The organism is Aliiroseovarius sp. F20344, from assembly GCF_023016155.1.
GTDB lineage: Bacteria > Pseudomonadota > Alphaproteobacteria > Rhodobacterales > Rhodobacteraceae > Aliiroseovarius.
The window spans coordinates 905,094-923,307 of sequence record NZ_JALKBG010000008.1 but is presented as its reverse complement, the minus strand read 5'-3'; the positions used below and the strand labels follow the sequence as shown (position 1 = coordinate 923,307).

The following is an 18,214-nucleotide window of genomic DNA, read 5'->3' as shown; positions in this document are numbered from 1 at the left end:
AGCTTATCATTAGAAGGGCCCCACAAAGTTGGGGCCCTTTTCTATCAGAGGATCCCGTTCGCCCGTTGAACCACACGCAGGTATTTCACGATCTCTGCAATCTCTGCGCGGGTAATGCCATCGACCGGGGGCATGTCTCCGAACGGCCAATGATGCGCTCGCACACCCAACTCAGCCGCGCGGAAGAACGCATTGTCCCCATGATGGGATGGTTCATAGATCTTGTGAATAAGCGGCGGGCCCGATCCCTCAAGCCCCCCTGCAGACGGTCCATGACATGCCGCGCATTTCGCCGTGAACGCTCGCGCTCCAATCGCAAGGTCGTTGCCAATCTCAGGCAATGTCACTTGAACCATTTCAGTGGGTGCCGCCGTTGCATCACCAACGCTTACGTCTTGCACATCGGGGTGAGAGCCAAGCCCAATCCAAGCGAACAATGCCGCCCCAGTTAGCCCGGCGATCCCTAAAACATATACTGGTTTCATTGCGCCCTGTTTCCCTGACCAATCACTATCAAGATTGGCCATACGGGTTCCAGCAAGGGGAAGGTCAATGCGGATCTGACCCCATCGGGCCCAAGTCACAGGGTTGTGACCATTGGCTTAAGTAGCAGCCCACGCCCGCACCGCGTCCCCAAACGCCGTGAACAAAACGCGCGACACCGGATCCTCAGTCGCCATGTATTCGGGATGCCACTGCACGGAAAGTGTGAAGCCGGGTGCGTCTTTGATGACGATCGCCTCGGGTGTGCCATCGTCGGCATGGCCTTCAATGATCACGCGCGGGCCAGAGGTCTTGATCCCCTGCCCGTGCAGCGTGTTGGTGCGAACGGTTTTGCCCAACATATCATGAAACACGCCACCCTCGTCGAAATGGACGTCATGGCGGATGGCGAACTTCTCGTCCAGCGTGCCATCTGGTGGCATGCGGTGATTCATACGTCCGGGCAGCTCTCGGATTTCGGGATAGAGCGTGCCGCCCATGGCCACATTCACCTCTTGAAACCCGCGGCAAATGCCGAAGAAAGGTTGGCCCCGGTCCACGCAAGCGCGGATCAAAGGCAAAGTGATCGCATCGCGGCAGCGATCAAATTCACCATGTGCTTCGGTTTCATCCTCGCCATATTCTTCCGGGTGCACATTCGGGCGACCGCCGGTGAAAAGAAATCCGTCGCAGGTCTCTAACAGCTCGTCAACGGTCACAAAGCGCGGATCGGTTGGAACGATCAAGGGAAGACATCCCGACACCTGCGACACGGCTTCGGAGTTCATCGTGCCGCCCGCATGGGTCGGGTAGTGATCGTTCAACAGATAGGAATTACCGATAATACCGACGATGGGTCGCGTCATGTCTGCTCCGACGATTGTTGTGCCTCAAGACAGATGTCTTTGCGCAAATGTGCCTTTCAATGACGTAATGCAGCTTTTGTCGAAGTTCAAACCCTCACGCACCAGATCAATGCACCGTGATGCGGCGCGATCACCCCTCGGCGGTTAAACCGACGGAATTGATTCCCGCGCTTCCTGCGTCCAGATCGTTTTCTGAGGTATCGCCGGTGACACCAACGGCGCCGATCACTTCCCCAGATCCATTGCGCACAAGAATGCCACCCGGAACCGGGATCATCTTGCCATCATAGGCCGCGCCAACGGCAGTGATGAAGTAGGATTGTGCCTCGGCCCGCTCGCGCTGTGCTGTGCCGCCAATGCCCAGCATGACCGCACCATAGGCCTTACCGCGCGCGATATCGAACCGGCCCGGAGGCGCCCCATCTTCGCGTTCAAAGGCCAGCACATGCCCACCGGCATCGACCACAACAACCGACAGCGGTTTCATTCCTTTGTCGCGCCCATAAGCCATCGTATCATGAATGATGACACGGGCTGCGTCCAACGTAATCCGGTTCATTTCCAGCACCTTAACCTTCTGATTTTTTCTCTAGTCGCCGCGCGTGCAACACTGGTTCAGTATAGCCGGATGGCTGCGCCCGTCCCTTGAACACAAGGTCGCAGGCCGCTTTGAAGGCAACGCCATCGAATCCCGGTGCCATGGCTTGATACGACGGATCATCCGCGTTCTGGCCATCCACTTTGGCGGCCATCTTTTGCATTGCGGCCATGACCTCATCCTCGGAAACCACACCGTGGTGCAGCCAATTGGCAAGGGCCTGGCTTGAAATCCGGCAGGTCGCGCGGTCTTCCATCAGACCAATGTCATGGATATCTGGCACTTTCGAGCAGCCTACCCCTGCATCGACCCAACGCACCACATAGCCAAGGATGCCTTGGGCGTTGTTCTCGATCTCTTCACGGATTTCATCTGACGACCAGTTCACGCCTGCAGCCACAGGGATCGTCAGAAGATCTTCCAATGCGCCGCGCGCGCCACCTTCTGCAAGTTCGTCCTGACGCGCCATGACATCAACCTGATGGTAATGTGTCGCGTGCAGCGTGGCGGCGGTTGGGCTTGGCACCCAGGCACAGGTCGCCCCGGCCAGAGGATGGCCAATTTTCTGATCCAGCATGTCGGCCATGCGATCAGGGGCCGCCCACATGCCCTTGCCGATCTGCGCCCTGCCCTTCAGACCGCAAGCCAGCCCGATATCCACATTGCGATCTTCATATGACGAAATCCATGGCGCGTTTTTCATGTCGCCCTTGCGGATCATGGGGCCCGCTTCCATCGAAGTATGAATCTCGTCGCCTGTCCTGTCGAGGAAGCCAGTGTTAATGAATGCAACGCGGGATTTTGCGGCGCGAATGCATTCCTTAAGGTTCACAGATGTGCGCCGCTCCTCATCCATAATGCCAAGCTTCACGGTGTTTGCAGGCAGGCCAAGCAGGTCTTCGACGCGAGTGAAAATTTCATCTGCAAAAGCAACCTCTTCCGGCCCGTGCATTTTGGGTTTCACCACGTAAACCGAGCCATGCAGCGAGTTGCCGCCCTCGCGCATCAAGTCATGCATGGCGCAAAGGGTGGTGATCACCGCATCCATCAGACCTTCAGGCACTTCACTGCCATCAGGCAGCAAAATGGCCGGATTGGTCATCAGGTGGCCCACATTACGTACCAGCATCAACGCGCGGCCTTTCAGGGTCACTTCCCCATCCGGCCCGTCAAAAACAAGATCGTCATTCAGCTTACGCTCGAAGGTTTTACCGCCCTTCGTGACCTCTTCGGTCAGTGAGCCGTCCATCAAGCCAAGCCAATTGGAATAGGCCAGAACCTTATCTTCCGCATCCACAGCGGCCACGCTGTCTTCGCAATCCATGATTGCCGACATGGCGCTTTCAAGCTTCACATCAGACAAGCCAAGGGGATCAGACGCGCCAATTTGGCTGGTTTCATCGAATTCAAGAACGATCTTTAGCCCATTGTTTTCGTAGTAGTAATTTCCATCACGCCCACCCAAAAACTGCGACGGGTTGGCCAGCGCAGGCGGGGTTTTCCCGCTCATCACAGCCTCGGACCAGCTGCCATCAGCCAAGGGCAATGCCGCATCCAGGAACCCTTTCGCAGCGGCAATGACGCGCGCGCCACGCACCTGGTCATAGCCTTTGCCTGCCGGAAGATCACCCAAGGCGTCCGTCCCATAAAGCGCGTCATAGAGGCTACCCCAGCGGGCATTGGCCGCGTTCAGCGCATAGCGCGCGTTCATGATCGGCACAACCAGCTGCGGGCCGGGGATCATTGCGATCTCGGGGTCGACATTTTCGGTTTCGATCGTGAAATCGGGACCTTCAGGTACGAGGTATCCGATCTCTTCCAAGAAGCGACGGTATTCCTCCGCAACATGAGGCTTCCCTGCCCGCGCTTTGTGCCAAGCATCGATCTGCGCCTGCAAACTCGCGCGCTTTTCCAAAAGCGCTTGGTTCTTTGGCGCCAGATCGGTCAGGATCGCGGCAAAGCCCGCCCAGAAATCATCATAGCGCAACGCCGTACGGGCCAGCGCGCGTGTTTCCAAAAAGCGGCCCAGTTCACGATGGACCTGAAGCCCTGCCCGTTCAATGTAGTCACTCATGCCGATCCCCTTTTAAACTCTGTGTCGAACGACAGAGTTTCCTATGCGAAACAAAACCGCAAGTCCGTTTATTTTGACGCCACTTAAACTAAGCTTGCCCGAACTCCACCGGCACCGCTTGCCAGCACTTGCAGCTCTCGTCTTACCCGCATAGGTTTCGGGTCTGGCCCCATTTATGAAGGACATCACATGAAAGACGCCGCCCCCCAACCGATCTATCTGGCAGACTACACGCCGCCCGCCTTTTTGATCGACACGGTCGAGCTGACATTCCTGTTGAATCCAACGGCCACACGCGTGATCTCGAAAATCAGGTTCACACCGAACCCAAACGCCACGTCGAAAGAATTTTTCCTTCATGGCGAAGAGCTTACATTGATCCGCGCGACAATTGACGGAAAGGAGATCACGCCGGAATTCGTCGAAGATGGCCTAACGGCGGACGTGCCGGATGCGCCCTTTACATGGGAAACCGAGGTCGAGATTGCCCCCGAAGACAACACCGCCTTGTCCGGCCTCTACATGTCGAACGGCATGTATTGTACCCAATGCGAGGCCGAGGGCTTTCGCCGCATTACCTACTATCCCGACCGCCCGGACGTGATGGCTCCGTTTAAGGTGCGCATCGAAGGAACTGATCCGGTTCTTCTGTCAAACGGCAACCCAACAGCTTCAGGGGACGGCTGGGCCGAATGGCATGATCCGTGGCCCAAACCGGCTTATCTATTTGCGCTGGTCGCAGGCGATCTGGTGGCGCGCGATGACAGCTTCACCACCATGTCCGGTAAAGAAGTCGATCTGAAACTGTGGGTGCGCCCCGGCGACGAAGGCAAGACCGCCTTTGGCATGCAGGCTTTGAAAGACAGCATGAAATGGGATGAAGAGGTTTACGGGCGCGAATATGACCTTGATATCTTCCAGATTGTCGCCGTGTCCGACTTCAATATGGGCGCGATGGAGAACAAAGGGCTGAACATTTTCAACACCTCTGCCGTGTTGGCATCGCCCGAAACCTCCACAGATGCGAATTTCGAACGGATCGAGGCGATCATTGCCCATGAGTACTTCCACAATTGGACCGGGAACCGGATCACCTGCCGGGATTGGTTCCAGCTGAGCCTGAAAGAGGGGCTGACCGTTTTCCGCGATCAACAATTCTCGGGCGATATGCGGTCCAAGGCTGTGTGCCGGATCAATGATGTTTCGGCCTTGCGCGGACGTCAGTTCCGCGAGGATAACGGCCCGCTGGCGCACCAAGTCCAGCCCGATAGCTTTGTCGAGATCAACAACTTCTATACCGCAACAATCTATGAAAAAGGTGCCGAGCTGATCGGCATGATGAAGACGCTGGTGGGCGATGACGCCTATGCCAAAGCGCTTGATCTGTATTTCGAACGCCATGATGGAGAGGCCGCCACGATCGAAGACTGGGTGAAGGTTTTTGAGGACAGCACCGGGCGCGATCTGACCCATTTCCGTCGTTGGTACAAGCAGGCCGGCACACCGCGTGTTGCGGTCTCGGACGACTGGAAGGATGGGACGTATACGCTGACCCTGCGCCAGTCGACGCCCCCCACACCGGGGCAGGATGAAAAACTGCCGCAGCACATTCCCTTTGCCGTGGGCCTTCTGAACCCCAATGGAGACGAAGTTGTTTCAACGCAGATCCTTGAGCTGACCGAAGCCGAACAAAGCTTTACCTTTGAAGGTCTTGCCGCCAAGCCCGTGCCGTCGCTGCTGCGCCATTTCTCGGCCCCTGTGATCTTGGAACGTGATAGCTCGCCGGAAGAACGCGCGTTCCTGCTGGCCCATGACACCGACCCCTTCAACAAGTGGGAGGCCGGTCGCACGTTGGCCAAAGACGTGTTGGTGGCATTGGTGACTGGAGAGGATGCTCCGTTAGAGGCTTACCTAGATGCGATCACCGTTATGTTGCGTGACGAAAGCTTGGATCCAGCCTTCCGTGCCCTGACGCTTGGATTGCCAAGCCAAGACGATCTGGCCCAAACCCTGTTTGATGCGGGCATCACACCCGACCCACAAAAGATCTACCGCGCCCAGCAAACGTTGTGGCAGGCAATGGCAGAACATCTGCAAGATCACCTACCCCGCATGATGGCGGAAATGGACGTGACCGAGCCGTTTGCACCCAATGCCGAACAGGCAGGCAAACGCGCCCTTGGTCTTGGTCTGTTGAACTTGCTAAACCGTTTGGACGGTGGGGCAGCGGCACAAACGCTTTACGACAAGGCCGACAACATGACCCTGCGTCTTGGCGCTTTGGGGTATCTGCTGCAAGCCCAGAAAGGCGACGCAGCCCTTGCCGATTTCCGCAAACAGTTCGAAGACGACGATCTGGTGATGGACAAGTGGTTTTCGCTGCAGGTGTATCATGCTGTGCCGGATGAAGCGGCGGACGTGGTTGAAAAGCTAAGTAAGGACCCGGCGTTCAACTGGAAAAACCCCAACCGTTTCCGTGCGCTTTTTGGGGCATTGGCTATGAATCCTGCGGGCTTCCATCATAGCTCGGGTAAAGCCTATGAGCTTGGGGCGGACTGGCTGATCAAGCTGGATCCAGTGAACCCGCAAATCGCAGCCCGAATGACATCGGCTTTTGAGACTTGGCGCCGTTACGATGCGGATCGCCAAGCGATGATGAAAGCGCAAATCGAGCGCATGTTGAATGCCGAGGGCATCAGCCGCGACAGTCAAGAAATGCTCGGGCGTATTCTGAACGGATAAGCTTGACCTTCTCACCCTTCACTGGTCATTCTGCCCCAGAATTGATCAGTGAAGGTTTTCTTTTATGCCCATTCTTGGATTGCTCGGCACGCTTATCGTTGCCGGAATTTTCTTCTACATTCGTAACCGTGGGGCGGTTGGTACGATTGAAGATGTTGTTGAGATTGCAGGGGAAGCACGTCGTGCGCCTCGTCGTATGAAATTCAAACGGCAAGCCAACGTCCATCCGGTTCAACAATGTGAACATCCCGAAGAACTTGTTGCGGGTTTTGCGGCTGCGTTTGTCGAACTGGATGGTCTGCCGCGTTCCGAAACTCAAAACGCCAGCATTTCGGCTTTGGGACGCGAATATCAGCTTACGACCGGCGACGCGGAAGAGTTATTGACCTATGGACGCTGGCTGATGAACGAGTGCGGATCACCAGATCAGGCGATCACACGGATCGGCAGACGCATCTATCAGCTGGATGGCGCTGGGTCGTTTCAGCCTTTGATGTCCGTTCTCAACGAAGCCGCTGTTGCAGCCGGAGGTCTATCTGACCGTCAATCGGATGCGTTGATCGATTTGAAGAAGGCTTTCCGAATTTCATAACAGCAAAGTCGCGCTCCCTTCTCCGAAGGTGGGAAGGAAGGGGCGCTTGATTGCAAAGCCTTAGCTGGCTTTGCAATAGTTCTGTTCACGCACCCATTTGCGCATGCCTTCGCGTTTGCGCTTGGAATGGAACGGGCCCCAATCGGCAGCAACGCCCTTCATGCCGCGGGACACCACGTTGTCCCGGGGGACGGTGACCGACATGATGCGCACGGCGCAGCTCAGGTTCATTTCGCCGTTTTTCAATGCTTCGCCGGACCGTGCTTCACAGCCATAGCCGCGTGCTGTGGCCGGTAGAATTTGGACAAGTCCGTACCATTTGCCGCCACCGCCAACAGCGGTTTGGCGCCATGTGCTTTCATAAAAAGACAGCGCCGACAGAAGCCCGGCCCAAAAGGCGTTGCGCCCTGCTGCATCCTGATTTTCATAATCAGGGCACCAGTCGGCAATATCTGCAGGCACAGTTTGCGACAAAACCGTGCCGTGGTTTTGAAGTGCTACAATGGTGGCCTCCGTCCATGCTTTCGCATGTGGCTTTTCATCCCACTGCATTGTCAGCACCGGCTGGCGTGCAGCGCTGGTACCAAAAAAGTCTTCAGCTTGTGCGGCATTTGACAGCAATGTCGCTGCCACCAAGCCCATAATGATCCGTTTCATCTTCCCACCTACGTCGGTTACAAACGTTCCCACTCGTTCGATCGGGGTGAAATAGGGTTGTTGCTTGCACTTCGCAACCCCGCAATTGCGGCATCGCAGCAATAAGCTGAAAATTGCTGATATGCCTTATTTGCAAAGCTGCTATGCGTTGCCGCAGGTTTCCCAAGGGTCACTCAACCCACGATTTAGCCGAGAGATTGCCGCATCGCAGCATTTCCATCTGGAACCCAAAGATCTCCTGCGCCTGCCCTCTTGCCCCTTTTCGTCAGCTCCACTAGAACCCGGAGAGGTTTTGACACTTGGGAAAACACACATGCTTGATCATCTCGCCTATGAAAGCCCTCAGCCGAAAGTGATTGCAGGGGCCAAGGACGATTGGGAACTGGTTATCGGGATGGAAATCCACGCCCAGGTCAGCTCGAACGCAAAGCTGTTTTCCGGGGCCTCGACCAAGTTTGGCGCCGAGCCGAATTCAAACGTGTCCTTCGTGGACGCAGCCATGCCCGGCATGTTGCCCGTGATCAACGAGTTCTGCGTAGAGCAAGCCGTGCGCACTGGACTGGGCCTGAAGGCCGAGATCAACCTATTTTCCGCCTTTGACCGCAAGAACTATTTCTATCCTGACCTGCCGCAGGGCTATCAGATATCGCAGCTTTATCACCCGATCGTGGGCGAAGGTGAAGTGATCGTCGATATGGCCCCCGGTGTGGCGCGCAAAGTGCGGATCGAACGCATCCACCTTGAACAGGACGCTGGTAAGTCGGTGCACGACATGGACCCGAACATGTCCTTCGTGGACCTGAACCGGACCGGCGTCGCTTTGATGGAAATCGTATCGCGCCCCGACATTCGTGGCCCCGAGGAAGCGGCGGCTTATGTCACCAAGATGCGCCAATTGCTGCGCTATCTGGGCACCTGTGATGGCAACATGCAGAACGGCAACATGCGCGCGGACGTAAACGTGTCCGTCTGCCGCCCCGGCCAGTACGAGAAATACATGGAAACGCAGGATTTCGGCCATCTTGGCACACGTTGCGAGATCAAGAACATGAACTCCATGCGCTTCATTCAGGCCGCGATCGACTTTGAGGCCCGTCGCCAGATTGCCATTCTGGAAGATGGTGGTGAGGTTGTACAAGAAACGCGTCTTTACGATGCGGATAAGAACGAGACACGTTCGATGCGCTCTAAGGAAGAGGCGCATGACTATCGCTATTTCCCCTGCCCTGACCTTCTGCCGCTGGAGATCGAACAGGATTGGGTCGACGGGATTGCTGAAACGCTGCCCGAGTTGCCGGACGAGAAGAAAGCGCGTTTTGTAACGGACTTTGGCCTGTCCGAATATGATGCGGGCGTGCTGACGGCTGAGGCTGAAAATGCCGCCTTCTTTGAACAGGTCGCGGATGGTCGTGACGGCAAACTGGCCGCCAATTGGGTGATCAACGAATTGTTTGGTCGTTTGAAGAAAGAAGACCACTCGATCAAAGAAAGCCCGGTCAGCCCCGAGCAGTTGGGTGGCATCATCGAACTGATCACAAAGGGCGATATTTCGGGGAAGATCGCCAAGGACCTCTTTGAAATCGTCTATACCGAGGGCGGCAATCCGGCCGATATCGTGGAAGCCCGCGGCATGAAACAGGTCACTGATACCGGCGCGATCGAAGCTGCCGTGGACGAGGTGATTGCAGCAAACCCTGCACAGGTCGAAAAGGCCAAGGAAAACCCGAAGCTGGTGGGTTTCTTTGTCGGACAGGTGATGAAAGCCACCGGCGGCAAGGCCAATCCGAAAGCGGTGAACGAGATCGTGACGGCCAAGCTGGGCCTCTGATTTCAAACAATAATTCGAGACGAAGGCCCCATATCGGGGCCTTTGCCATTTCTTCAAATCAACCGACTGCGCGAACAACGGGTGATGATATGACTGAACGACGCTCTGAACTTCTGATGCCTGCGGGCAACCTGCGAAAGCTGAAAATGGCTGTGCTTTACGGCGCGGATGCGGTCTATCTGGGCACGCCCGATATGTCGCTGCGCACGAAATCGCAATTCTCGCTTGAGGATGTGATTGAGGGGGTGGAGTTCTGCCACGCCCATGGTCGCCGCGCCTATTTGACGTTGAACCTGTTCAGCCACAATAAAGACATTCCGAAGCTGGATGAATACATTCAGACCGTTCGCAAGGTGAAACCCGATGGGTTGATCATCGCCGACCCGGGAGTGTTCCAATATGTGCGCACCCACGCGCCCGAGCTGCCTTTGCACATCTCGACACAGGCCAATGTATGCTCGTGGTTGTCGGTGAAATTCTGGGAAGATCAGGGCGCGGAACTGGTGGTTCTGGCGCGCGAGGTCTCGTACCCAGAACTTGTTGAAATTCGCGAAGAGTGCCCGGATGTAAAGCTTGAGGCCTTCGTCCACGGTGCCATGTGCATGACCTATTCGGGCCGCTGCCTGTTGTCGAATTTCATGGCGGAACGAGGGGCGAACCAAGGCAACTGCGCGAACTCGTGCCGCTGGAACTATGGTGTGCGCATGCGCTTGAAAGACGGCACCATTGAAGACTTGAACATCACCGAAGAAAACGCAGACCTGTTTGAATTCCTGCTGGAAGAAGGCTGCCGCCCCGGGGAATTCATGCCGATCGAGGAAGACGGACGTGGTTCTTACATCCTGAACTCGCGCGATCTGTGCATCATGCCGAAGCTGGATGAATACCTGAAGATCGGCGTCGACAGCCTGAAGGTCGAAGGGCGCGGAAAGTCAGAATACTACTGCGCCATCGTTGCCCGCGCCTATCGCATGGCCATTGATGACTACTACGAAGACCCCGAAAACTGGGATCCGAAGCCCTATATGCGCGAGCTGGAGGCCGTGGGGAACCGCGGCTACACGCTCGCCTTCCACGAGGGTCGCCTGACCAACTACGCCCATGATTACGAGCACACAGCGTCGCTTGCGCAGTGGGAATATGCGGGCGTGGTGCGTGAGGTGACGGAAGACGCATTCCTGATCGAAGTGAAGAACAAGCTTGAGGCCGGCGAGGTGTTGGAATTCATCTCTCCCATCGCGCGCGAAACCGTTCTGTTGCGTATGTATGACTTTGAAGACGCAGAAACGGGTGATGTGAAAGAGGTTGTCCAAGGCGGCACCAAGACCACCATTCGCGTGCCCTTCGCTCTGTTTGATCACGAAGATCTGGACGAACTGAAAGCCCGCTTCCCCGCCTTCACCGTCATGCGCAAGGAAAAGGCGCTGACCGATGAGCAATGGAAACGCATCCGCTTTGACAAGCTGACACAAGGGCTTGAGGTGTCCGGGAAAGAAAACCCGAAAGCCTATGAAAAGCGCCGGGACGAGCTGGCCGATGCCATCGCGGAAGATGGGCGTGAGACACGCCTGAAAACCAATCGCGTTGGCACCGATGGATGCTGTGGCAAGGGCTGCAATGGTTGTCTGATCTTCTGGCAAGGCGACGAATACGCCCGAGCTCGCGAGGTTCTGTTGAAACGTAAGCAGGGTGAGCAACTCAGCCGCGCCGAGGCGAACGAACTGAAACAAGTTGCCCCGCCAAAGTTGGCCAGTTGAAGCCAACCGGGGCAATCCGCCGCTTGCGGATCGCCCTCTTGGACAAATGAACGAAACAAGTTAAGACCGCCCACTACCGGACTTCATGAAAAGGTCAGCACATGACGAGCTACGAATATCAGGTGATCCCCGCCCCCCGCAAAGGCAAGAAAGCCCGCGGAGTTAAAGGAACTGAGGCACGCTTTGCTCTTGCGATGCAGGAAGTGCTGAACGAAGCCGCCGAGGATGGGTGGGAATACCTGCGCACGGATACGCTGCCCAGTGAAGAACGTTCAGGCCTGACCGGGCGCACCACTGTTTATCAGAACATGCTGGTGTTTCGCCGCGCGATCAAAGACATGTCAGCAGATCAGGAAGCCGATGCTGAGTTTGCAGCGATCGCTGCGCTGGCTGAAGTGGACGAGACTGTTGAGGCCGCGGAAGAGAACTTTGCACCGAGCCTGCCTTCCGCAACCGATGCGAATGAGGCTGCCGACACGGCACCCAGCATTGAACGCCACGATCCGTAAGCCGGTCTTATCCCGATATTTCAAGCGCTAAGGCGTGGATCTCGGCCACGAGGTCAGCGCCTAAAGCTTTGTGAACGGCGCGGTGGCGCGCGATGCGCGACATCTCGGCAAAAAGCGGCGCACGGATGCTGACGCGAAAATGACTTTCGCCTCCTTCTTGATACCCGGCGTGGCCGATATGCTGCTCACTTTCGTCAATAACTTCAAGCTGTTCGGGGGAAAACGCGTCTTGAAGCGCCTGATGAATTCGGCTTTTTCGGTCCATTTCTTCGCACTACCCTCTTCAAACCCGGTGAAAAAGCAGTAAACTCTCGGGTCCGAGTCGAAAAGAGAAGATTACGATGTCCAACGATGATCCCTTTGGTTTTGACATGTCGGTCTCAGCGGCCAAAAAACGCAATCCGCGTGGCAAGCGTGGCATGTCTGGTGCGTTCGAAACCTCGAAACGCGTGTGTGAGCATCCCGGATGCCAGGAAGCGGGCCAATACCGTGCGCCCCGCTCGCCCGATCATTTGGACGAGTTCAAATGGTTCTGCAAAGACCATGTGCGCGAGTATAATCTGAAGTGGAATTTCTTCGACGGTGCGACCGAAGAAGAGATGGACGAGCAGATGGAAAAGGACCGCGTGTGGGAGCGCGAGACCAAACCCATGGGCACCAAGGACGAACAGCGTGCCTGGGCGCGTCTGGGCGTGGATGATCCCCATCAGGTTCTGGGCGCGAACGCCACGCAGAACCCCGGCAAGTCGATCACCGGCACCCGTAAACTGCCCCCCACAGAGCGCCGCGCCATCGATATTCTGGAAGCCAAGGATCACTGGACCAAGGCCGAGATCCGCAAATCCTACAAGAAGCTGATCAAGGTTCTGCACCCGGACATGAACGGTGGCGACCGCAGCCAAGAGGATCAGTTGCAGGAAGTTCGCTGGGCTTGGGATCAGATCAAGGAAAGCCGCAGTTTCAAGTAAAGCTGGCTGTTTTCTATCAGAATTGCAGGGTGCCCTTTTCGGCACCCTGTTTCGTTTTCAGACCAGACACGCAACGTCATTAAGGCCAGCCTTGCCCAGCGTCACCTTTTCCAATCCCTTCCCCTTGCACGACCGCGCATCATGGGGCATCACGGGCGAAACAACGTGCAATAAGCGCGCAATGCGGCGCGTGACAGAAGGATCACCCAAATGGCAGACGGCAATCTGGATATGAACGCGAAACCGACCGAGGACATCTCGGTTCGCGAGGTTTTCGGCATCGACAGCGACATGAAGGTCAAGGGCTTTGCCGACCGCACAAGCCGCGTGCCTGAAATCGACAGCACCTATAAGTTTGATCCGGACACAACGCTGGCAATTCTGGCCGGTTTCTCGCACAACCGCCGCGTGATGATCCAAGGCTATCACGGTACAGGGAAATCGACCCATATCGAACAAGTTGCGGCCCGTCTGAACTGGCCCGCCGTGCGTGTGAACCTAGACAGTCACATCAGCCGGATCGACCTGATTGGTAAGGACGCGATCAAGCTGAAAGACGGCATGCAGGTCACCGAGTTTCAGGAAGGTATCCTGCCTTGGGCTCTGCGCAATCCGACCGCGATTGTGTTCGACGAATACGATGCTGGCCGCGCAGACGTGATGTTCGTTATCCAACGTGTGTTGGAGCATGACGGCAAGCTGACCCTTCTGGACCAAAACGAGGTAATCACCCCCCACCCGTCCTTCCGCCTGTTTGCCACAGCAAACACCGTGGGTCTGGGCGACACGACCGGGCTTTACCACGGCGTACAACAGATCAACCAAGCGCAGATGGACCGCTGGTCGCTGGTCGCCACGCTGAACTATCTGAGCCACGATGCAGAGACCAACATCGTGCTGGCGAAAAACCCGTTTCTGAACACCGAAACCGGCCGCCAGACCGTCAGCCAGATGGTCACCGTTGCGGACCTGACCCGCACGGCCTTTATGAACGGCGATCTGTCGACAGTGATGAGCCCGCGGACCGTGATCAACTGGGCGCAAAACGCATCCATCTTCCGCTCGGTCGGCTATGCGTTCCGTCTGTCCTTCCTGAACAAATGTGACGAGCTAGAGCGCCAGATCGTGGCCGAGTTCTATCAGCGCTGCTTTGATGAGGAACTGCCGGAAAGCGCGGTGAGCATGAGCTTGGGGTGAAGCAAGTCTGTCTCATATCAGGCTACTCTTTGCCCGGCTTAGCCGGGCTGCGCCGACCCGCCCCCATGGGGCGGCGCAATAGCGCCACCCCGCGGGGCATCACAGCCCTCTCCGATCTTTTGCTTCGGGATTGATCATGAAAAAACCCACCGACAACCCTGCTGATCCGTTCAAGAAAGCGCTGGCTGAGGCGACGAAGACGCTTGCCGACGAGCCAGAGCTGTCGGTCAGCTTTACGGTGGATCCCTCGGGCGTCAGCCGCGACGCGATGCGCCTGCCTCAGGTCACGCGGCGCATGACCCGTGACGAGGTGCTGTTGGCGCGGGGCACGGCGGATGCCTATGCTATGAAGCTGCGGTATCACGATGATGCAATGCACGCGAAATACGCCCCTGCGGGCAACATGGCGCGTGACATCTATGAAGCGATGGAAACCGCGCGGTGCGAGGCGCTGGGTGCGCGTGACATGCCGGGCACGGCAGGCAATATCGACGCTAAAATCGGAAGCGAAGCCGACCGGCTGGGCTATGACCAGATCACCGCCGCATCCGACGCCCCCCTGCCCGTTGCGGCCGGGTATTTGATGCGCCATCTGGCGACGGGGCGTGATCTGCCCCCTGCCGCCGACAACGTGATGGGCCTTTGGCGCGACTTCATCGAAGCGCAATGTGGCGAGCATCTGGATGATCTAACCTCGGCCCTGGCAGACCAGCAGGCGTTTTCCCGTTTCGCCCGCCAGATCATCGAAGATCTGGGCTATGGCGATCAACTGGGCGATGACCCCGACGCCGAGGATGACGAGACCGAGGACGAGGCCCAGCCCGAAGACGACGAGGCACAGGACGATCCGAACTCGGAACAATCGCCGGACGAAGACGAGGCCGAAGCCGATCCCGAACGCTCGCAAGACGAGCAGATGGACCCGTCCGAGGCTCAGGTCACCATTGATGACATGGCCGAGGATGAGGTGGGCGAAGAGGCAGAGATGCCCGACGCAGATGCGCCGATCGAGCCACCTGCCCCTCAGCCTGCGTCAGACGCGGACCCGGATTACCTCGTTTATTTGAACGAGCATGATGAAGAGGTCATGGCCGAAGACTTGGCGGAACCTGCTGAGCTGGAGCGCCTGCGTGCTTATCTGGACCAACAGTTGGAGCCCCTGAAAGGTGCCGTCAGCCGTTTGGCCAATAAGTTGCAACGTCGATTGCAGGCCCAGCAGAACCGCTCGTGGCTGTTTGATCTGGAAGAAGGCATTCTGGATGCAGGCCGTCTGGCACGTGTGGTGGCGAACCCCACGACGCCTCTGTCCTTCAAGCAAGAAAAAGACACCGAATTCCGCGACACTGTTGTGACGCTGCTTCTGGACAATTCAGGCTCTATGCGTGGTCGTCCAATCTCGATCGCCGCGATTTGTGCCGATGTGCTCTCGCGCACGCTGGAACGCTGTCAGGTGAAGGTCGAAGTCTTGGGCTTCACTACCCGCGCATGGAAAGGCGGATTGGCCCGCGAAAAATGGCTGTCCGAGGGACGGCCGCAGCAACCCGGCCGCCTGAACGATCTGCGCCACATCATCTATAAGAAAGCCGATGCCCCGATGCGCCGCACGCGGGACAATCTTGGCTTGATGATGAAAGAAGGCCTTCTGAAAGAAAACATCGACGGTGAGGCGCTGGAATGGGCACACCGCCGGATCACAGCGCGGCCCGAGCAGCGCAAAATCCTGATGGTGATTTCCGATGGCGCGCCGGTGGACGATTCAACTTTGTCTGTTAACCCCGCGAATTATCTGGAAAAACACCTGCGCGACGTGATCGATATGGTCGAAAAGCGAAAGCAGGTAGAGCTTCTGGCCATCGGGATCGGCCATGATGTGACCCGCTATTACGACCGCGCTGTGACGATCACCGATGTTGAACAGCTGGCGGGTGCGATGACCGAACAGCTGGCCGCGCTCTTTGACAGCGATCCACGCGCCCGCGCGCGGGTTATGGGGATCAAGAAAGCCATCTGACCCCCTTTTCACCGCGCCCGTTTCACGGCATGTTGCCCGCAACACGCGCCCGCCTTTCGCGGGCGTGTCCTCTTTTTACCACCCGACTTTGGAGATCCTGATGTTCCAGACCTTCACCAACACCGCTGACCCGACCCGTGGCCCCGCCCGTTTGGACCGTCTGCGCAGGGCAATGGGACTGAAGGGGGTGGATGGCTTCATCGTGCCACGCGCTGACGCCCATCAGGGGGAATATGTGGCAGCCTGCGATGCGCGACTGGCTTGGGTGACGGGGTTTACCGGGTCGGCTGGATTCTGCATCGCATTAAAGGACGTCGCCGGGATTTTCGTGGACGGTCGCTATCGCGTACAGGTGCGCGAACAGGCGGATATGGATGCGTTCACCCCGGTTGATTGGCCCGAGGTGCAGCCCGGTGACTGGCTGCGCGATCATCTTGAAGGGCAAAAGGCCCGGATCGGCTTTGATCCGTGGCTTCATACGAAATCCGAGATTGAGAAAATCGAGAAAGCTCTGGAAGGCACCCAGGTTGCTCTGGTGCCCACGGACAATCTGGTCGACCAAATCTGGGAGGACCGCCCTGCCCCACCTAGCGGCAAGGTCATCGAGCAACCGCTTGAATATGCAGGGCAATCCAGTTTGGCAAAGCGTGGAGAGTTGGCGGATGAGCTGTTGGCCAAAGGGCAGAAATCTGCCGTTCTGACTTTATCTGATAGCATAGCTTGGCTTTTGAACATTCGTGGAAACGACATTCCCTGCATCCCGGTTGTGCAGGGGTTTGCGATCTTGAATGACGATGCCTCGGTCCAGTTTTTTGCAACCGAGGGCCGCGCGGTTGAGGTCAAGTTTGATGCCGACATCGATCTCCAGCCCATCGGCGCGTTATCGGCGGCACTGGCCAAACTGGAAGGCCCTGTGCGGGTTGATCGTGCAACGGCACCTTTTGCGATCTGGCAAATCCTGACGGATCGGAAGATCCAAATCGATTGGGCCGATGATCCTGCCATTTTGCCAAAGGCGCAAAAGAACCCCACCGAATTGAAAGGCGCGCGGCAGGCCCATTTGCGCGACGCTGCCGCTGTGGTCGAGTTCCTGGCTTGGTTCAACGCTAGCGACAAGAACGCGCTGACCGAGATTGATCTGGTCACACGGCTTGAGGAAAAACGCCGTGCTTCAAACGCGCTGATGGATATCTCGTTCGAGACCATCGCGGGCGCAGGTCCCAATGGCGCAATCATGCATTACCGCGTGACCAAGGGCACCAACCGGCAGCTTGAAGACGGCAACTTGGTGGTTTTGGACAGCGGTGGCCAGTATCGCGACGGCACAACCGACATCACACGGACTTTGCGCGTGGGGGACGTTGGCGAAGACGAAAAGCGCTGCTTTACCCGTGTTCTGCAGGGCATGATAGCCCTGTCCCGGACATACTTTCCACGCGGACGCACGGGCCGCGATCTTGACCCAATTGCACGCTATCCCCTTTGGGCCGCACATCAGGATTTCAACCATGGAACCGGTCACGGTGTTGGGGCCTATCTGTCCGTGCACGAAGGCCCTGCGCGGTTCAACCACATCTCAGATATCGAGCTTCTGCCCGGCATGATCCTATCAAACGAACCCGGCTATTATCGCAACGGCTCTTTCGGCATTCGCCTTGAGAACCTTGTGGTGGTGCAAGAGGCGGAAACGCCTGCGGGCGGCGATGGTGAACGCGACATGTTGAACTTTGAAACACTCACCTATGTGCCCATCGACACGACTTTGATCGTGACAGATATGCTGTCTGGGGATGAGCGTGATTGGCTGAACGCCTATCACGCCAAGACACTGGAAATGTTGAAAGATCACGTGACTGACGCTGCGTCGCAATGGCTTCAAACAGCCTGTGCGCCTATTTGACACGCGCTTTTCACAGAAGATCTGTTAGTCTG

15 protein-coding genes are annotated in these 18,214 nt (G+C 57.0%); 9 read left to right on the top strand and 6 right to left on the bottom strand.

All coding sequences use genetic code 11. The annotated features are described in order from the left end of the window. Positions 1–44 precede the first annotated feature (44 nt). From MWU55_RS13530 to MWU55_RS13515, 4 genes are all read right to left on the bottom strand, one after another. On the bottom strand, positions 45–485 hold the full coding sequence (locus MWU55_RS13530) for a cytochrome c (protein ID WP_246936833.1): 441 nt from the start codon (positions 483–485) through the stop codon (positions 45–47). A 117-nt stretch (positions 486–602) separates the two neighbouring features. Beyond that, positions 603–1,349, bottom strand: a complete 747-nt coding sequence (locus MWU55_RS13525; RefSeq protein WP_246936831.1) for a gamma-glutamyl-gamma-aminobutyrate hydrolase family protein — start codon at positions 1,347–1,349, stop codon at positions 603–605. Positions 1,350–1,479: 130 nt separating this feature from the next. After that, positions 1,480–1,908 carry a heme-binding protein gene (locus MWU55_RS13520; RefSeq protein ID WP_246936828.1) on the bottom strand — a complete coding sequence of 143 codons (429 nt, stop codon included), beginning with the start codon at positions 1,906–1,908 and terminating at the stop codon, positions 1,480–1,482. A gap of 10 nt (positions 1,909–1,918) precedes the next feature. Further along, positions 1,919–4,021, bottom strand: a complete 2,103-nt coding sequence (locus MWU55_RS13515; RefSeq protein WP_246936826.1) for a malate synthase G — start codon at positions 4,019–4,021, stop codon at positions 1,919–1,921. Between the two features lie 189 nt (positions 4,022–4,210). Here MWU55_RS13515 and pepN point away from each other — a divergent pair, with 189 nt between their 5' ends. Then, positions 4,211–6,763, top strand: a complete 2,553-nt coding sequence (pepN, locus tag MWU55_RS13510; protein ID WP_246936822.1) for an aminopeptidase N — start codon at positions 4,211–4,213, stop codon at positions 6,761–6,763. 64 nt (positions 6,764–6,827) lie between these two features. Next, positions 6,828–7,355: a hypothetical protein gene (locus tag MWU55_RS13505; protein ID WP_246936820.1), complete on the top strand. Its 528-nt coding sequence runs from the start codon at positions 6,828–6,830 to the stop codon at positions 7,353–7,355. Positions 7,356–7,415: 60 nt separating this feature from the next. Here MWU55_RS13505 and MWU55_RS13500 read toward each other — a convergent pair whose 3' ends face one another. Beyond that, positions 7,416–8,012, bottom strand: a complete 597-nt coding sequence (locus MWU55_RS13500) for a transglycosylase SLT domain-containing protein (RefSeq protein WP_246936817.1) — start codon at positions 8,010–8,012, stop codon at positions 7,416–7,418. Between the two features lie 313 nt (positions 8,013–8,325). Between MWU55_RS13500 and gatB the strand changes: the two genes are divergently transcribed. From gatB to MWU55_RS13485, 3 genes are all read left to right on the top strand, one after another. Further along, positions 8,326–9,840: an Asp-tRNA(Asn)/Glu-tRNA(Gln) amidotransferase subunit GatB gene (gene gatB, locus MWU55_RS13495; RefSeq protein WP_246936814.1), complete on the top strand. Its 1,515-nt coding sequence runs from the start codon at positions 8,326–8,328 to the stop codon at positions 9,838–9,840. Positions 9,841–9,929: 89 nt separating this feature from the next. After that, positions 9,930–11,597, top strand: a complete 1,668-nt coding sequence (locus MWU55_RS13490) for a U32 family peptidase C-terminal domain-containing protein (RefSeq protein ID WP_246936811.1) — start codon at positions 9,930–9,932, stop codon at positions 11,595–11,597. Between the two features lie 101 nt (positions 11,598–11,698). Next, positions 11,699–12,106: a DUF4177 domain-containing protein gene (locus tag MWU55_RS13485; RefSeq protein WP_246936808.1), complete on the top strand. Its 408-nt coding sequence runs from the start codon at positions 11,699–11,701 to the stop codon at positions 12,104–12,106. Between the two features lie 7 nt (positions 12,107–12,113). Here MWU55_RS13485 and MWU55_RS13480 read toward each other — a convergent pair whose 3' ends face one another. Then, positions 12,114–12,371 carry a BolA family protein gene (locus MWU55_RS13480; RefSeq protein ID WP_246936805.1) on the bottom strand — a complete coding sequence of 86 codons (258 nt, stop codon included), beginning with the start codon at positions 12,369–12,371 and terminating at the stop codon, positions 12,114–12,116. 76 nt (positions 12,372–12,447) lie between these two features. On the opposite strand from MWU55_RS13480, the gene MWU55_RS13475 reads away from it, so the two are divergent. The 4 genes from MWU55_RS13475 to MWU55_RS13460 all read left to right on the top strand — a co-directional run bounded on the left by MWU55_RS13475 (position 12,448) and on the right by MWU55_RS13460 (position 18,182). Then, positions 12,448–13,074 (top strand): DnaJ domain-containing protein, encoded by a 627-nt coding sequence (locus MWU55_RS13475; RefSeq protein ID WP_246936803.1) that lies wholly within the window; start codon positions 12,448–12,450, stop codon positions 13,072–13,074. Between the two features lie 210 nt (positions 13,075–13,284). Next, positions 13,285–14,271 (top strand): cobaltochelatase subunit CobS, encoded by a 987-nt coding sequence (gene cobS / locus MWU55_RS13470; RefSeq protein WP_246936800.1) that lies wholly within the window; start codon positions 13,285–13,287, stop codon positions 14,269–14,271. Between the two features lie 136 nt (positions 14,272–14,407). Further along, a complete protein-coding gene (gene cobT / locus MWU55_RS13465; protein ID WP_246936798.1) occupies positions 14,408–16,282 on the top strand; it encodes a cobaltochelatase subunit CobT in 1,875 nt (624 codons plus the stop codon). Positions 16,283–16,382: 100 nt separating this feature from the next. Then, positions 16,383–18,182 carry an aminopeptidase P family protein gene (locus tag MWU55_RS13460; protein ID WP_246936796.1) on the top strand — a complete coding sequence of 600 codons (1,800 nt, stop codon included), beginning with the start codon at positions 16,383–16,385 and terminating at the stop codon, positions 18,180–18,182. The last annotated feature ends 32 nt before the right edge of the window (positions 18,183–18,214 follow it).

Bases quoted from the DNA above. Each gene is read 5' to 3' on its own strand.
- MWU55_RS13530 (WP_246936833.1), bottom strand. From the start codon at position 485: ATGAAACCAGTATATGTTTTAGGGATCGCCGGGCTAACTGGGGCGGCA.
- MWU55_RS13525 (WP_246936831.1), bottom strand. From the start codon at position 1,349: ATGACGCGACCCATCGTCGGTATTATCGGTAATTCCTATCTGTTGAAC.
- MWU55_RS13520 (WP_246936828.1), bottom strand. From the start codon at position 1,908: ATGAACCGGATTACGTTGGACGCAGCCCGTGTCATCATTCATGATACG.
- MWU55_RS13515 (WP_246936826.1), bottom strand. From the start codon at position 4,021: ATGAGTGACTACATTGAACGGGCAGGGCTTCAGGTCCATCGTGAACTG.
- pepN (WP_246936822.1), top strand. From the start codon at position 4,211: ATGAAAGACGCCGCCCCCCAACCGATCTATCTGGCAGACTACACGCCG.
- MWU55_RS13505 (WP_246936820.1), top strand. From the start codon at position 6,828: ATGCCCATTCTTGGATTGCTCGGCACGCTTATCGTTGCCGGAATTTTC.
- MWU55_RS13500 (WP_246936817.1), bottom strand. From the start codon at position 8,012: ATGAAACGGATCATTATGGGCTTGGTGGCAGCGACATTGCTGTCAAAT.
- gatB (WP_246936814.1), top strand. From the start codon at position 8,326: ATGCTTGATCATCTCGCCTATGAAAGCCCTCAGCCGAAAGTGATTGCA.
- MWU55_RS13490 (WP_246936811.1), top strand. From the start codon at position 9,930: ATGACTGAACGACGCTCTGAACTTCTGATGCCTGCGGGCAACCTGCGA.
- MWU55_RS13485 (WP_246936808.1), top strand. From the start codon at position 11,699: ATGACGAGCTACGAATATCAGGTGATCCCCGCCCCCCGCAAAGGCAAG.
- MWU55_RS13480 (WP_246936805.1), bottom strand. From the start codon at position 12,371: ATGGACCGAAAAAGCCGAATTCATCAGGCGCTTCAAGACGCGTTTTCC.
- MWU55_RS13475 (WP_246936803.1), top strand. From the start codon at position 12,448: ATGTCCAACGATGATCCCTTTGGTTTTGACATGTCGGTCTCAGCGGCC.
- cobS (WP_246936800.1), top strand. From the start codon at position 13,285: ATGGCAGACGGCAATCTGGATATGAACGCGAAACCGACCGAGGACATC.
- cobT (WP_246936798.1), top strand. From the start codon at position 14,408: ATGAAAAAACCCACCGACAACCCTGCTGATCCGTTCAAGAAAGCGCTG.
- MWU55_RS13460 (WP_246936796.1), top strand. From the start codon at position 16,383: ATGTTCCAGACCTTCACCAACACCGCTGACCCGACCCGTGGCCCCGCC.